Consider the following 15,212-nt stretch of genomic DNA (forward strand, 5'->3'; position numbering starts at 1 on the left):
ATTAAATATATTTTATACAATATTTAATTTTAAAATTTTTTAGGCAAATCGCTGTAGTGTGAACGGCGCAATGTTCACCGATGTTGGCTTGTCTGCAACGAGCTCAGAGATTAGGTCTGCAGTGATCGCCGCTTGAGTCAATCCCAAGTGCTGATGACCAAATGCCAGAAATATCTTGCCATTAAAACACTGGTCGATTACTGGCAACGAGTCGATTGTTGAAGGTCGATTTCCCATCCACTTTTCCTGCTGTTTTAACGGATTTAAACCGGACTCAAACATAGCGTTCCCCTGCTGATACAACATCTCTGCGCGCTTCATGTTTGGTGGCGATTTCACATCGGCATACTCGACCGTTCCCGCCAAACGTAAGCCTTCAGACATGGGCGTCATAATGAACTTTCTGTCGGAAGAACTGATAGGAAACGGCAATGACTCACGCTTGTCATTCATCATGAGATGGTAGCCTCGCTCAGCTTGTATCGGGACATTCACACCGGTTAACTGGCGAACCAAAGCTTTAGAATGAACACCCGCTGCGACCACAATTTTGTCAAAAGACATTCGCTGAGTATTGACCAAGACATCGCCGTTTTTACTTACTGCGTCTACTTCTTCATGGACAAGTTCCCCCCCGAATTTTTCAAATGCATTACTTAGCTCAACGCAGAGTGCATAAGGGTTTATTGTATGTCCTGTTTCTGGAAAAAAGACGCCAAACCGAACCTTTTTGCTGAGTTCAGGAAGCCGACGTCGGATTTCGTTTTGCGTCCAAAGATCGTACCGAACACCTTGTTCCGCTAACGCATCAAGCGTACTTTGATAACCTTCAAACAAGCTTTCACTTTCAAACGTCAACAGTGAACCATCCATCTTAATCAGCCCACTTTTTCCGATCGAATCTAATAGCAGATTCCAACTCTGAACGGCTCGCGTGTTAAGGCTTGTTATCGCCTGCGTGGAAGCTTCTGCCGCTGAAGGTTTCGCTTTCAATAAAAAACGTATCATCCAACCGACGGTATTGGGCAAGTCTTGCCAACGAATAGAAACTGGACTTGTCGAACTCAATAACATCTTAGGTAATTGAGGGATCAAGGCCGGCGTGGCAAGAGGAAAAACTTGCTCGGTTGCGATGTGGCCGGCATTTCCTTTCGAGCAACCGTTGCCCACTCCATTCGGATCAAAAATGGTGACGCGATACCCCTGCTGTTGCAGTTTTAAGCCAATCGACAAACCGATGATTCCCGCCCCTATAACCGCGATGCTTTGATTTCTGAGTTCTTCCTTACCCAACATGAATATGCTCCAAGTCACATTTGAAAAAGTAGATTGTATACAATATATTTTACATTACGATAACATCAAGCTCATTCGATTCAACCCATTTCTTCAGCAAGGAGAGAAAAATGAGACAAGGAACCTTTTTCTGTATCGATGCCCATACCTGTGGAAACCCAGTGAGATTGGTGGCTGGTGGTGTTCCACCACTTGAGGGCAACACGATGAGTGAAAAGCGTCAGTATTTCTTAGAGCATTATGATTGGATTCGACAAGCACTGATGTTTGAACCGCGTGGCCATTCAATGATGTCGGGCTCCGTTGTTTTACCGCCTTGCAGCGACAATGCAGATGCTTCCATCCTTTTTATTGAAACCAGCGGCTGCCTGCCTATGTGTGGACACGGCACCATTGGCACCGTGACCACCGCCATCGAAAATCGTTTGATTACGCCGAAAGAAGAAGGCCGTTTGATCCTCGACGTGCCAGCCGGCCAAATAGAAGTCCACTACCAAACCAAAGGTGACAAGGTCACGTCAGTAAAGATTTTTAATGTTCCAGCTTATCTTGCGCATCAAGATGTCACGGTTGAAATCGAAGGTTTGGGAGAAATCACGGTAGATGTCGCTTATGGCGGCAACTACTACGTCATTGTTGATCCACAAGAAAATTATGCGGGACTCGAACAACACTCCCCTGATGAGATTTTAATGCTCTCCCCCAAAGTGCGCACCGCCGTTTCTAATGCAGTGGAATGCATCCATCCAAATGATCCCACGGTTTGCGGCGTTTCCCATGTACTTTGGACAGGGAAACCAACGCAAGACGGCGCAACGGCTCGCAATGCCGTTTTTTATGGCGATAAAGCACTCGACCGATCGCCATGTGGAACCGGCACGAGCGCACGCATGGCGCAATGGTACGCGAAAGGAAAACTCAAATCAGGCGAAGATTTCGTGCATGAAAGCATCATCGGCAGCCTATTTAACGGCCGTATTGAGGGTATCACCGAAGTAAACGGACAAACGGCGATTTTGCCGAGCATTGAAGGTTGGGCACAAGTGTATGGCCACAACACCATTTGGGTCGATGATGAAGACCCGTACGCGTACGGATTTGAAGTGAAATAAGGACAGTAAGGAAGAACAATGAATTCGCAAAACTCACAGGTGTTTTACGCCACCAACGCCTTTACCGGTGAACGATTAACGACGCTGTTTCCCGTCCATGGAGAGATGGAAGTTAACCAAGCTGCAGAAGCAGCAGACAAAGTTGCACGCAGTTTTCGCCGACTCAGCAACGAAAAGCGCGCCAACCTACTCTGCTCTATTGCGTCAGAGTTAGAAGCAAGACGTGAAGATATTGTCGCGTGTGCGCATTTAGAAACAGCGCTTCCACAGGCACGTTTAGAGGGAGAAGTCGGCAGAACGGCTAACCAGCTACGATTGTTCGCAGAGGTTGTAAAATCTGGCAGTTATCATCAAGCCATCTTCGATACGCCAAATCCTGAACGCCAACCTCTACCAAAGCCTGACATTCGTCGCCAACAAATTGCCATTGGCCCTGTCGCCGTCTTTGGTGCTTCGAACTTTCCGTTAGCATTCTCAGCCGCGGGTGGCGATACCGCATCTGCACTAGCGGCTGGCTGTCCGGTTATTGTTAAAGGTCATACCGCGCATCCGGGAACGAGCCAAATCGTCGCCGAATGTATTGAAAACGCACTGAATAAAGAAGACCTGCCTTCAGCTATTTTTACTTTGCTTCAAGGTAACAAACGTGAACTTGGCCAAGCGTTAGTGACACATCCAAAGATTAAAGCCGTTGGGTTCACAGGCTCAGTTAGTGGAGGGCGTGCCTTATTCAACCTTGCTCAACAGAGACCGGAGCCGATCCCTTTTTATGGAGAACTCGGCGCCATTAACCCAACCTTTATTCTCCCAGAAGCGATGAAAAACAACGCCTCACTTGCAGAGCAGTTTGTCGCATCAATGACCATGGGTTGCGGCCAGTTTTGTACAAAACCGGGAGTAGTGTTCACGTTGAATACTCCAGAAACACAAGCCTTTATCGAAACCGCTCAGGCTTTGATTCGTCAACATTCCCCTTCTACGCTTCTCACTCAAGGTATCCGAGAAACCTATGAGAACGAAGTCGTAAAGCGAGCCGCTGATCAGGGTATTAACGTGACTTACTCTCAGGCTGACTCTCCAAATGTCGCCTCTGCGCTGTTTGTCACCGACAGCCAAAACTGGCGCACAAACCCAAAATGGGAAGAAGAGATTTTCGGCCCTCAATCAGTGATTGTTATCTGTAAGGACTTCGAGGACTTACTCGATCTAAGTGAAACACTGAGCGGCACGCTCACCGCTACCATCCACGCGACTGAAGCAGATTCATCACTCGCTGAGCAGTTGATTCCATGCCTGGAAGAAATTGCCGGACGCCTGGTGTTCAATGGCTGGCCAACTGGCGTAGAGGTTGGTTATGCGATGGTTCATGGTGGGCCGTATCCTGCGTCGACCCATGCGGCATCAACCTCTGTCGGAGCAGAGGCCATTCACCGTTGGTTACGCCCGGTCGCTTACCAAGCGTTGCCAGAAAGCTTGTTGCCCGATTCATTAAAAACATCTAACCCGTTAAACATCCAACGCGCTATCGACGGTAAAACATCATAGCAGGCAACATACACTTAGCTAAATGGTTCAAAAAGGCACCAGTTGGTGCCTTTAAATTCACTCTACTTCTCAAAACCTTATTTCGTAGTTGGCTTAAGCCGGAAAAACAATAAACTACTAGAGTTAAATGGATTGGATACAATATTTATTTTTGAGGGGAGCCTTCAATGTCACAAAAACCTGTTTTTAAGACGCGTACTCAGCTCGTTGAAGAAGCAATTCGAACTCAGATCCTGAAGGGCGAGTTAAAAACTGGTCAGCCTTTACGTCAGGATGCGTTAGCAAAAGAGTTCAATGTCAGCCGAATTCCTGTGCGTGAAGCACTAGTACAATTGGAAGCGCAGGGTTTAGTCAGTTTCGAGCCACATAAAGGCGCGACAGTGACTGAACTGTCTCCAGATAAAATCGATGAGCTATTTGAACTGCGTGCGGTTGTGGAATGCCACATTCTGGAACGTGCGATTAAAAACATGACGGATGAAGATCTAGAACGCGCCCGTGAAGTTCGTGAACGTTTCGAAGCGGTGGTAAATAGTGGCGACGAAGTGGAAGAATGGAGTAACTATAACTACGAATTCCACAAAGCGTTATACGCACCAGCCAATATGCCAGAGACCATGGATGTGATTTACAACTTAAATACCAAATGCGATCGCTACATTCGTATGCAGTTGTTATTCACCACTGGCATTAAAAAAGCAGAACAAGAACATTTGACCTTGTTTGAAATGTGCCAGAACAGAGATATTGATGGCGCAAAATATCTGCTGAAAAAACACATTCTAGAAGCAGGTACAGCTATTCGTAACTTGCTGTTAGAAAGACAGAGCCCAAATAACTAAACAGATAACTTAGGGGAATCACGGATGAATGTTGGACCTAAATTTCTGTTGGCGGCACTGCGACAAAAAATAAAAGACGAAGGGCTGTGTTACAGCTCTTTATCAGAGAAAAGTGGCATTCCTCTCTCGAGTATTAAACGCCACCTTCACAATCCCTCTCTCGGATTGGATAAAATTCTCCTCTACCTAAACTACCTAAATACTGACCTCATCGAGCTAGCCAATTTAGCCAACCAATTCCAGCATGAAAACGAACAAATGCTGACGGATGAACAAAGTGCACTCTTTCTCGAACACCCTTACCTCCTCGACTTCATCTATATGGTGACATCTCGAAATCTTGAGCCGAAAAAGATTGCGGAAATGTACAACCTAACAGAGACAAGCCTGCGTTTTTATCTCCGCATTGCTGAGATTCTCGGTTATGTGGAAGATTTCGGTGATGGTTTGTTTTATCGCTCCGGCCGCCGATTTTTGATGGAAGAAGGCTCAGATCTCGACTCTCTATTTCGTGAACGTTTTCAGAAAGAATCGCTTTCGCATGAAGTCAGCCCCGGTATTTGTATTGGTCGTATTCGTCTGACCGAAGCGCAGCGATTGCAGTTAGAAGATGATGTTTACAATAAGCTGATCAAATTCAATGCGCTCAATACCTCCAACCAAGATGGCGAGTTAACTAACGTTTTAATGCGTTGCACTCCAGGGACACAAATATTTTTCTCTGACGGATTACCTAATATTGATGGGGATTTATTAAAGTATGTTTCTCAGCTCAATCAACGTGTTTAAATTAAATCGCACATACCAGTATTAATTCCAGATTTAAAATAAATTGAACAAGTCAGTATACTTGTTCAAACCAACCCATTTAATTGACATTAAATTCTGTTAAAACACGTCATTTAAATATCCACATATAAATATATTGCTAAAACACTAACCTACCTTCCGTTAAACCTATCACAATATTTAAATATAAATTTGCGCATAAACAGTTGAAATTTATACATTCATCAATGCTAAGGAAATAAAAATAAGCAGATTAAATAATTATAAAATCATCACTTGTAGGGACATACAAATATGAAATTTCAGTATTCTATTGCAACGGCAGTTACTCTAGCGTTATTACAAGGCTGTGGCGGTGGTGGCGACGGCGCTTCTCCATCCATCAATACGTCAACCAATTCGGCATGGACGCAAGGCGATTACAGCAAAACCTCTAACGAATTTGCCAACCTATGTGAAACGCCAAGAACGGGCTTAGATCCGTACGCGGGTTACCAGCCATACCCAGACAAAGCAGGTTCAGCGTTGCAAGAAAAACTCTTTTTACGTGCTTTTACCAATGAAACCTACCTTTGGTACGATGAAGTACCGGATAGAAACCCAAGCTTTTACAGCAGTGCCATTGCTTATTTCCACTCACTCGTGACTTCTGAAACAACTGCAACTGGAAAAACGAAAGATCGCTTTCACTTCGCTATTCCTTATGAAGATGAAATGAAATCCTCACAATCGGGATTGGTTGCTGGGTTTGGATTTAATTGGTCGTTCATTCAATCGACAGAGCCTCGAGACGTTCGTATTTCTTATACGGAAGACAACTCTCCAGCCGCATTAAACGGTATTGTTCGTGGAGATAAGTTAATAAAGATTGGCTCAATCGATGTGGTGAATACTTCAAACAACGCAGAAATTAACACGATTAATACCACGCTATTTAGTCCAGAAATAAATAAAGAGTATTCGTTTACATTTGAAACCGTAGATGGATACAGAAAGTCTGTAATACTGAAAGCCGCAGATGTTGCGACTTCTCCGGTTCGTAATGCGAAAGTCATCGAGCACAACGGTAAAAAAGTCGGTTACCTGCAATACAACTCGTTCGAGCCAAGCGCACAAACACCACTCATTAACACCTTTAATAAATTGGCAGAAGCTCAGGTTGATGAAATTGTTATCGATTTACGATACAACGGCGGCGGTTTAGTGCTGCAATCTTCTCAAGTGGGATACATGCTCAGCGGCGCGGATAAAAATCGTGTCTTTAGTGAGCTTATTCACAACGATAAGATCATGAAAACCATACCTAATGGCGACAATGTATACCCATTTACTAACGTAGCCATCGACTGGGCAGCAGGCAAGTTCTCAGACCAAATGTTGCCTACTCTAGGCAAGCAGCAAGTTTATGTGCTGACCTCTGGCGGTACGGCCTCTTCAAGTGAATTACTGATGAATGCACTGCGCGGTATTGATGTTAATGTTATCCAAATTGGCTCAACCACAATGGGTAAACCTTATGGATTCGCACCCGAGCAGAACTGTGGCACCATGTACTACACCATTCAGTTTAAATCTGCGAACGAAAAACAATTTGGCGACTTTGCCGACGGTTTTGTTCCAACACCTAAGAGCCAAATTAGCAGCAACCTTGGTTTAGATAGTCGAGTTGAAGGTTGTTGGGTAGACGACGACTTAACGAAGCCGCTAGGCGATACATCCGAGCGCATGCTATCTGCCGCACTCAACTACATGGATACAGGAACTTGTCCACAAGTGTCGCCTGCGAGTTTCAACACAATGCCACTTAACAGCGACTCTCCAGCACTTAAGGATCACCGTTCACCACTAAGAACAGAGGCTATACATGTTGAGATCAACTAGATCAAGGCGCGCAACAGCTATAAGACTTTGTGCTTGTCTTGGACTAACACTACCGATTTTGGGATGTGAAGCAATGTCACGAGAACCTGTTGAAGCCTTAAGCACTAAAACCACGCCGGAGGCCGTAAAGGAAGTACAAGCTACGATTGCACAAATTCAAGGTACGCCAGCACCAAGAATCGCAAGCAACGTATTTGAATCGTCTCCGCACTTGTTGATTGAGAAAGGCAAAGTAAAAGGCAAGGATAACGTGCTACTAGACGGTAGCTATACCGATTTTCCTGACCAGTACACATTGCAGATTCGCGGTACAACCTGCGGACTGTTCTACGCGAAAACAGACCAGTTTGTGCCACTAACAGCACTGAATTGTGAACCAGTCACCAAACGTTGATCAAAAAGCCCGCAGAAAACTGCGGGCTTTTCTTATCTATTCTGCTGAACAAATATAACTGATAAAATTATTTCAGCTCAATCCAAGTCTTTCTTTGCTGCTTGTCCATGAATGACCAAGCCATAAAACGGCTGATCTTTTGGCCTTGGCTCATTTCCACCACACGAATCGCTTTAACACCCAGCTTTTCTAGCTGCTTGCGCATCGGACGCACGTTGTCTTTTTTCGAAATCAACGTCGTAAACCACAGCACTTGAGAGCTGAATGCTTGGCTTTCATCGGCCATTCGACGAATAAACGCCGCTTCTCCACCTTCACACCAAAGCTCAGCGTTTTGACCACCAAAGTTCAACGTTGGCTTGCGCTGCTTCACTGGGCTATTTTGCGGCTTGACCCCTTTTTTGCGCTGGTTTGCTTTTAGGTTGTCTAGTTTACGCTGACTGCCCATCGCAGCATCTTCTGCTGAACGATGAAACGGCGGGTTACAGGTCGTCACATCAAAGCGATCATTTGGCTGAATTACACCGCGATAGATGTGTGACTCACTCATTTGTTGTACGAGTTCAATTTTTCCGTTTAACGCGACGTTGCGTTCAACGATATTGGCTGCGGAGTCTATGGATTTCGGATCAACATCGCTGCCCGTATAGTGCCAGCCATATTGAGTAACACCGACGATCGGATAAATACAGTTTGCGCCAACACCCACATCCAGCGCGCGTACGTTCTGATGACGGTATTTTCCTTTGACTTCACCATCAAGCAGTTCGGCAACGCGGTGAATGTAGTCCGCTCGACCAGGAATTGGTGGACATAAATAGTGCTCAGGAATATCCCAAAAATCAATGTCGTAATACGCCGTGAGAAGTGCTTTGTTAAGCATTTTCACTGCATTCGGGTCAGAGAAGTTGATTGAATCCTCGCCTTTAGGATTCTTGATAACAAACGATGCCAGCGATGGCTCACTGGCGATTAGCTTTTTGAAATCATAACGACCACGATGCGCATTACTTTCATGCAAGCCACTTTTAGCAATCTTGATAAAATCCACATCGCTCTTTTCTGCCGATAGTTTCGCTTTCACTGCTGCTTTCTTTTTTACACGCTTCGGCTTGGCCTTGTTAACGTCGTTATCATGCTTTGGCTTAGCTGCTTTAGACGGAGCCTGTTTCGCGTTGTGGCTATTGTTCTTCATTCGAGTTCGCTTTTAAATCGAGGTAAATCATAAACAGACGAGCATCAAATTCGAGTTGGTGATACTCAGGTTCCATGTAACAACACAGTTGGTAAAACGCTTTATCGTGATTCTTCTCGCGAGTATGAGCCAGCTCGTGCACCACTAACATTCGCAACAGTGCCTCTGGCGCATCTTTAAAAACGTTCGCAATGCGAATTTCGTTTTTTGACTTTAGCTTCCCGCCATGATTTCGGCTGATCACACTATGAAGCCCAAGCGCGTTGTTCACCGCATGAATTTTCTTATCGTAGACTACTTTACTGATTGGTGAGGCTTTCTTCATATAACGGTTTTTAATCGCTATTGCATACTCGTAGAGAGCCTTCTCGCTTTTGATTTGGTGTCTATCTGGATAGCGCTTTTCGAACCAAGGGATCAGTTTTCCATTGTCGACCAATGAGCTCACCTGCTCAACGATGTTCTGAGGATAGCCTTGAATGTATCGAAGTGACGGATGCATGAGTGTTAAGTCTGCTATGACAAAATAAAGGCGCTAATTCTAGCTTTTATCAATCGGTAATACCAATAACAGTCAACTGTACGCAACTTTAACAAGGATAAATTGTTGTGTTATTGCCTAACCTTGTAGAGAAGCTAGGCATAACGAGACTACATAGGAAGCAAGTGCTCTTTGATAAAACCTACGTTATCGTGGTTTTCTCTATCCTGTTCTTTTGGAAACTGCATGTAGTCACCATAAATCATGGATAGGTAATCATCGTATCTAGCGATGCATTTATATTGACGATCTTCAAATGGGCACGAAGTATAATCATGATAAAGCGATGACTCCGTAAACTCTTTAGCAAGGTAACTGCTGCCAATGCTCACGGCATAGCCATCATCATTAACTGAGCATGTTGAACACAACCCTTTGATTGCTGATAGAAACCATTTTTTAGGCAAAAGCTTTAAACACTTTTGAAACAACCGGAATGCGATATTTACTATTGGGTTTGCCCTATCATGTCTCGAACGTTGAATACGAGCGAAAAAGTTGATCGCTTTCATTAATGAAAAGCGTAACTTTGCTGCCCCCTTCTCTTTACCAAGGCTATCAATAGGAAATATATCAATATTGATCCCGACGCCTTTAATTCGCCCGTTCGAAATAACAGAATCATTCAGAGATAGCTTGCTGAACAAAAACGGATAAGGATTGTGCTTGGTGTCCAAGTTGAAAAACGTGAAATCAGGATACTCTTTGGCAAAATTTTGCAACAGGTATTCGTAATCTTCCCTTGGCATCATAATATCGATGTCATCATCCCAAGGAATGTAACCTTTGTGGCGTATCGCCCCTAACAGCGTTCCACCCGCCAGCGAGTATTCCAAATCGTGACGCTCACAAAACAGATGCACTCTATCTAAAATAGACATCTGTACGCTTCTGAGCTGCTCAAATGTTAGTTTTTTCAATTTAACTTACCTAATAAACTCGATGGTTTTCTCTAGACCAGATTTCAGATCAACCCTTGGCTTCCAGCTCAGAGCTTCAATTTTCTCCGTACACAACTTGGTTCTTTTATATTGACAATACGCATTGTCGTTAGATATTTCATGCTTAACAGAAGAAATACCACCACCTAGGTCCGAAAGAAGGTTTGCCAGTTGCAATATCGAAACTTCTTCCGTTTCATTGGCAATGTTGTACGCAGTATTTACCTCACCTTTTAACAACACCAAAAGCATTGCTGATACAGCATCTGTGACATAGCAAAATGAGCGCAGCGCACTTCCATCGCTTTTCAGCACTATTGGTTGATTATCTATCACGCAACCAACTAAATCTGACATCACGCGTCCATCATTTAGGAACATACCTGGCCCGTAAGAATGAGCGATTCTCACTGCAGTGAAAGGAACGTCATGCTGAATGGCGTAGCTTTGTAACAATGTCTCAGCCATTCTTTTACTCTCTGGGTAGCAAGATCTTGAGTCCAATGGGTCAAAGCTGCCAAAGTCCCTTTCGCGGATCAGCTCTTGACTCTCTAAGTTTCCATACACTTCACGAGTGGACATGAACAAAAAGTTTTTTACTCGTTTGTTTTTAACGAGCTCAAGCAAATTCATGGTTCCAACAACGTTGGCCTGAATAATCCCAACAGGATCATGTTTGATGTGATGTGGGCTTGCATTACTCGCCGCATGAATAACGAAATCGACTTCGTCATCAAACTCAATCGGCTGGCAAACATCTTGGTAAAAACATTCAAATTCACCGGTTAGCTCACCAAATAAGTTTTGAACTTTCTGTTCACTACGGGCTAACAGCAAAACTCTGATGTTCAGTTGATCTTTTCTATTGAGATAAACAAAAAAGCGAACCATACAAGCTGCAAGCATTCCTGTCGCACCCGTAACAAGTACAGTTTTATTTCGCAACGAACCCCATGACTTTTGGCTCAAGTACAATTGCTCGTTATCATCACTGATGATATTAATCCGATTATTTTTCATATAATTAACCAAAAACCTGTAGATTTTCCTGCGTATCGATTATTGCCTTAAAAATAAAGAAATCGATGGGTGACGTGATTTTAATGTTTTCAGAAATGCCAGAGACTAGGCGAACATCGTATCCGTACTTTGTCATCAACGAACATGAATCGATCGCTTCGGTGTAACAGTCCTCACGCGCTTGACGATGTACTTTAAGAATATCGCGCAAATAAAAGCTTTGTGGCGCTTTCGCTAATCGAGATAGCGAACGATCGTGAACGTCTTTCACGACGTCTTCATTGTCGACAAGGACAAAGGTCTCTACTGGAGGACAAGTAGTGATCGCACTACCGTGACTTTTGACCGCTTCGATATTTCGGTTGATAATTTCGTCATTGATTAAAGGTCGAACGCCATCATGAATCAATACAACAGAGTTATGATCAAACTCTTCTTCTATCTTACATAAGCCGTTAAATATAGACTCCTGGCCAGTTTCACCACCGGGAATAACAAACTTCACTTTCTGAATATCAAATTTGAACAACAGTTTGCGTAAATAATCGATCCACGGTTCAACGCAAACCACAACAATGGCATCAATGTTTTTGTTCTCTTCAAACTTCTCAAGTGTGTATATAATTACTGGCTTGTTATATAGCTCTAAAAACTGCTTCGGTTTAGTGCTGTTTTGCATGCGGGTTCCGACACCACCAGCAAAAATCAAGGCAACATTCATAATTCACTCCTAAATCATAGATATCATTTTGTTAATGCTCGTGTTCACCGTCTCTCGATATCGCTCATAGTGATTAGGTTCGTAACCTTCTGCGACAGACAGGGTTAAACGATCAATGATCTCATTTGCATCAAAATCTTGATGGGAAAAGAAACGTTCTGGATAACCTATACACTCACCGAACATTTTGACTTTGTTGTTCCAAACAAGCCCTACAACAGGAACAGTCAAAGAATAAGAAATAATGCAGGCATGAAGTCGAGCGGCGATTGTGCATTTAAATGTTGAAATAAGCTCAACCAGCTCTCTTGGCGTTTGTGGCTCAATAACGTTTAGTTGCTTCCCTAGATAGGTCTCCAGATCTTCGAGAATATCTACGTCGCTTTTCAAGCCATTAGTAAATAGCTGATAAGATTGCTCGCGAGCTTCCAGTTCTGAAATAAGCGAGGCATATAGCTCGATAACTTGCGTTCTATCCAGATCAATACCGTTATCTTTGAAGATCCTTGCACGCACCAATCCAAGCCCGACAACATCTCGCGATTTTTTCTGTATCCCATAAACTTCTGAGCTGAAAACTGCTGAATCTGCTACTTGAGCGGTTTTGATGTACCCGTTTTCTATGTAGCCATCATTGAGCAAGCTCAAATCATCACGTGTCGTAACCATTTTTATAACACTATGATTCAGACTTTCTTTTAACAATCGACATTTGTAGTTGCTTTGGTCATAACCTTCGACGCCCACAGCGTTGAAAAAAATCGGGCATGGCTTATTCGCAACCGTGTCAACTAAAGCAGAAATATGCGCCCAACAATCTTGGTACTTAAACTTAATCATTCCTCCGCCGGCAAATACAATTGCAGACGCATCATTAAATTTATTTTTGTAATCTCGTTTATAACAGCCAACTTTATAATCAAACGATGAGCTAGAAGATAGTCTGCTTAAAATTTTATTTATTACTTTTCTTTTTGATTTTTTAAAACTATTAAATTCGTTTGAATAATTTAGGTTAAACCTTTCAACAGAGAATTCATTATCTATAATATTCTTCTTTATAAGATATTCTGCACTATCTGCTATCACTTGATCACCAAGGTTTGTGTCATGTGTATAGCCAACCATCACCAACTTTTTCGCTGTCATGCTCTTATACCTTTAGTCTTATCATTTTCTTTTCTTCTACACCTAACACCAGCCAATACGTTAAAAAGCTAATCATCCCGAATGAAACCAAAGTGGTAGAAATAAACCTTAAAATACTTTGCTCGAAACTTATCGTTAATGAAAACAATACGGCTATCGTTGGTATTAGTACTTGAAGCGCTTTGTTGATTACAAACAATATATATTTCATAATGGATAACCCGGCTTTGAGCTTGAGAAAAGCGAGCCTCATTCCACAAGAAACTACCTCCATAAAAATGGAAACAACGATAACGGTGTAAGGGGGATAACCTAACGATAGGAAAATATAGGCCAATGGCACAGTTAGCAGCAGCACTGACCCAATTGTTGACTGGTAAACCTTTACGTCTCCGGTTGCTTGTATAGCCGTTTGAAGACCAACCGTCGTAAGGTTTACAAACGCAAGTACTAAAAATAGCTTGATAAAAGTCAGTACACCATCAGGATAATCTCCCAACCATATCGACAACATAAAATTTGTTTCAAAAAAGATCGGCAGCGCGATGACTGAGTAAAGCAACAAGCTAAAACGGCTTGCTAACATGGATAAGTGGAGCATTTCCTCCCTATTACCCTTGCTTTCTGCCTTTACGATTCGTGGATTGAATGCTTTCATGATGTTAATGCTAAATTCCTTTAGCTTTCCATTTACTTGAACAGCAATGGCATAAACAGCATTGATATAAACGCCAAAGAAATGATTAAGCACAACAGCTAAGCCTTGAACTCTAGCAACGCCACAAATGGCGCCAAACGAGTTCCAACTAGTGAAGCCAATCATTTCTTTAAATAAGGCAATATCTAATTTGAAGTTTAGAAGGTTACATTCTTCATATTTAATCCGACAGTAAACCACCTTCACAATAAGCATTGTCCAAGAAACTGAGACAAACAACGTTCCCAGAGCGACTAGTTGATTTTCAAAGAGGATAATCAAAAATGCCGAAATCAACTTAAGCAGTGATTCAAAAACACTAAACACAGCATCAATACCTAAATCTTCATTGGCATTAATTTGCGCATTAAATGGCACGGTTACTACAGATGCTAATACGCCGACAGCCATAATCTGGTATAAAGATTGAGCGGAAGAAACAACTGATACTGGTATGTTAATTAAATCTTCAAAAATAAAAGTTTGCAGTGAAAATAACAGTAAAAAAATAATCATAGCAACAACAATATGTAGCGATTTTGTGGTAGCAAAGACGCTAGTTCTTTTTTCTAACTGTTGGGTACTGTAAAAAGACAAATAACGCTGACTTGATGTTGTCATTGCTCCATTTAAAAACAGCATTAACGCCAAAACGCCGGCAATAAGGTTGAAAATACCATAGCCTTCAACACCAAGTTGATGGAGTAAAACACGTACCATATACAGGTTAACTACGGTCGTAATTAGCATTTTGACGATCTGAAAAAGAGTATTTTTCGCGACCCGCTTCCCTGACATTTTCTCTTCCGAATTTAAAGTAAAACTCGACGTTTAAGTGAATTAGTTACAACAATTCATAAAAACGTCATATCAATGCAACAATTAGCATTCAGATAGTAGATAAAAGGATATTTAAGTTCTATTGCTACAGGTACCAATCAAAGCGTTTGGTACTTTTTCCCAACCTTACGTTCTTTATTGGCATTACATTTTTATGACTTTCACTTTCCAAACCTCATTCTTTTACTCAACAAATCAAGTTCTGGAGAGTTGAAGAAGCATATAGTAGACTTCGCCTCCCAATGATAA

General features: G+C 42.7%; 14 protein-coding genes. 6 read left to right on the forward strand and 8 right to left on the reverse strand.

Going from position 1 to position 15,212, the window contains the following annotated elements:
• Positions 1-39: 39 nt before the first annotated feature.
• On the reverse strand, positions 40-1,296 hold the full coding sequence (locus ACF8EG_RS20395; RefSeq protein ID WP_069505115.1) for an FAD-binding oxidoreductase: 1,257 nt from the start codon (positions 1,294-1,296) through the stop codon (positions 40-42).
• 110 nt (positions 1,297-1,406) lie between these two features.
• Here ACF8EG_RS20395 and ACF8EG_RS20400 point away from each other — a divergent pair, with 110 nt between their 5' ends.
• The 6 genes from ACF8EG_RS20400 (at position 1,407) to ACF8EG_RS20425 (ending at position 7,859) form a co-directional block, all read left to right on the forward strand.
• Positions 1,407-2,408 (forward strand): 4-hydroxyproline epimerase, encoded by a 1,002-nt coding sequence (locus ACF8EG_RS20400; RefSeq protein WP_069505113.1) that lies wholly within the window; start codon positions 1,407-1,409, stop codon positions 2,406-2,408.
• Positions 2,409-2,426: 18 nt separating this feature from the next.
• Positions 2,427-3,953 carry an aldehyde dehydrogenase (NADP(+)) gene (locus ACF8EG_RS20405; protein ID WP_069505111.1) on the forward strand — a complete coding sequence of 509 codons (1,527 nt, stop codon included), beginning with the start codon at positions 2,427-2,429 and terminating at the stop codon, positions 3,951-3,953.
• A gap of 167 nt (positions 3,954-4,120) precedes the next feature.
• Positions 4,121-4,795 carry a GntR family transcriptional regulator gene (locus ACF8EG_RS20410; RefSeq protein ID WP_069505109.1) on the forward strand — a complete coding sequence of 225 codons (675 nt, stop codon included), beginning with the start codon at positions 4,121-4,123 and terminating at the stop codon, positions 4,793-4,795.
• 24 nt (positions 4,796-4,819) lie between these two features.
• Positions 4,820-5,584 carry a transcriptional regulator gene (locus ACF8EG_RS20415; RefSeq protein ID WP_069505107.1) on the forward strand — a complete coding sequence of 255 codons (765 nt, stop codon included), beginning with the start codon at positions 4,820-4,822 and terminating at the stop codon, positions 5,582-5,584.
• Between the two features lie 294 nt (positions 5,585-5,878).
• Complete coding sequence (locus ACF8EG_RS20420; RefSeq protein ID WP_069505105.1) at positions 5,879-7,465, forward strand: S41 family peptidase; 1,587 nt, start codon at positions 5,879-5,881, stop codon at positions 7,463-7,465.
• A gap of 73 nt (positions 7,466-7,538) precedes the next feature.
• The gene (locus ACF8EG_RS20425; RefSeq protein ID WP_175422369.1) at positions 7,539-7,859 is read left to right on the forward strand and encodes a hypothetical protein; all 321 of its coding nucleotides are present in this window, start codon (positions 7,539-7,541) and stop codon (positions 7,857-7,859) included.
• 67 nt (positions 7,860-7,926) lie between these two features.
• Here ACF8EG_RS20425 and rlmF read toward each other — a convergent pair whose 3' ends face one another.
• From rlmF to ACF8EG_RS20460, 7 genes are all read right to left on the reverse strand, one after another.
• On the reverse strand, positions 7,927-9,054 hold the full coding sequence (gene rlmF, locus ACF8EG_RS20430) for a 23S rRNA (adenine(1618)-N(6))-methyltransferase RlmF (protein WP_069505101.1): 1,128 nt from the start codon (positions 9,052-9,054) through the stop codon (positions 7,927-7,929).
• Positions 9,041-9,556, reverse strand: coding sequence for a M48 family metallopeptidase (locus ACF8EG_RS20435; protein ID WP_005454903.1), 516 nt, complete (start codon positions 9,554-9,556; stop codon positions 9,041-9,043). Before ACF8EG_RS20435 ends, rlmF begins: the two co-directional genes overlap by 14 nt.
• A gap of 149 nt (positions 9,557-9,705) precedes the next feature.
• Positions 9,706-10,515 (reverse strand): phosphorylcholine transferase LicD, encoded by an 810-nt coding sequence (locus ACF8EG_RS20440; protein ID WP_069505098.1) that lies wholly within the window; start codon positions 10,513-10,515, stop codon positions 9,706-9,708.
• 6 nt (positions 10,516-10,521) lie between these two features.
• The gene (locus tag ACF8EG_RS20445) at positions 10,522-11,556 is read right to left on the reverse strand and encodes an NAD(P)-dependent oxidoreductase (protein ID WP_020840497.1); all 1,035 of its coding nucleotides are present in this window, start codon (positions 11,554-11,556) and stop codon (positions 10,522-10,524) included.
• A gap of 4 nt (positions 11,557-11,560) precedes the next feature.
• A complete protein-coding gene (locus ACF8EG_RS20450) occupies positions 11,561-12,277 on the reverse strand; it encodes an IspD/TarI family cytidylyltransferase (RefSeq protein ID WP_005454982.1) in 717 nt (238 codons plus the stop codon).
• 9 nt (positions 12,278-12,286) lie between these two features.
• Complete coding sequence (locus ACF8EG_RS20455) at positions 12,287-13,426, reverse strand: polysaccharide pyruvyl transferase family protein (RefSeq protein ID WP_069505096.1); 1,140 nt, start codon at positions 13,424-13,426, stop codon at positions 12,287-12,289.
• Between the two features lie 4 nt (positions 13,427-13,430).
• Positions 13,431-14,921 carry a flippase gene (locus ACF8EG_RS20460; protein WP_025818221.1) on the reverse strand — a complete coding sequence of 497 codons (1,491 nt, stop codon included), beginning with the start codon at positions 14,919-14,921 and terminating at the stop codon, positions 13,431-13,433.
• Positions 14,922-15,212: the final 291 nt, after the last annotated feature.

The sequence above is a fragment of the Vibrio sp. YQ_11 genome (assembly GCF_043103065.1).
Lineage (GTDB): Bacteria > Pseudomonadota > Gammaproteobacteria > Enterobacterales > Vibrionaceae > Vibrio > Vibrio parahaemolyticus.

Coding starts and splice junctions, on each gene's coding strand:
- ACF8EG_RS20395 (WP_069505115.1), bottom strand. CDS start 1,296: ATGTTGGGTAAGGAAGAACTCAGAAATCAAAGCATCGCGGTTATAGGG.
- ACF8EG_RS20400 (WP_069505113.1), top strand. CDS start 1,407: ATGAGACAAGGAACCTTTTTCTGTATCGATGCCCATACCTGTGGAAAC.
- ACF8EG_RS20405 (WP_069505111.1), top strand. CDS start 2,427: ATGAATTCGCAAAACTCACAGGTGTTTTACGCCACCAACGCCTTTACC.
- ACF8EG_RS20410 (WP_069505109.1), top strand. CDS start 4,121: ATGTCACAAAAACCTGTTTTTAAGACGCGTACTCAGCTCGTTGAAGAA.
- ACF8EG_RS20415 (WP_069505107.1), top strand. CDS start 4,820: ATGAATGTTGGACCTAAATTTCTGTTGGCGGCACTGCGACAAAAAATA.
- ACF8EG_RS20420 (WP_069505105.1), top strand. CDS start 5,879: ATGAAATTTCAGTATTCTATTGCAACGGCAGTTACTCTAGCGTTATTA.
- ACF8EG_RS20425 (WP_175422369.1), top strand. CDS start 7,539: ATGTCACGAGAACCTGTTGAAGCCTTAAGCACTAAAACCACGCCGGAG.
- rlmF (WP_069505101.1), bottom strand. CDS start 9,054: ATGAAGAACAATAGCCACAACGCGAAACAGGCTCCGTCTAAAGCAGCT.
- ACF8EG_RS20435 (WP_005454903.1), bottom strand. CDS start 9,556: ATGCATCCGTCACTTCGATACATTCAAGGCTATCCTCAGAACATCGTT.
- ACF8EG_RS20445 (WP_020840497.1), bottom strand. CDS start 11,556: ATGAAAAATAATCGGATTAATATCATCAGTGATGATAACGAGCAATTG.
- ACF8EG_RS20450 (WP_005454982.1), bottom strand. CDS start 12,277: ATGAATGTTGCCTTGATTTTTGCTGGTGGTGTCGGAACCCGCATGCAA.
- ACF8EG_RS20455 (WP_069505096.1), bottom strand. CDS start 13,426: ATGACAGCGAAAAAGTTGGTGATGGTTGGCTATACACATGACACAAAC.
- ACF8EG_RS20460 (WP_025818221.1), bottom strand. CDS start 14,921: ATGTCAGGGAAGCGGGTCGCGAAAAATACTCTTTTTCAGATCGTCAAA.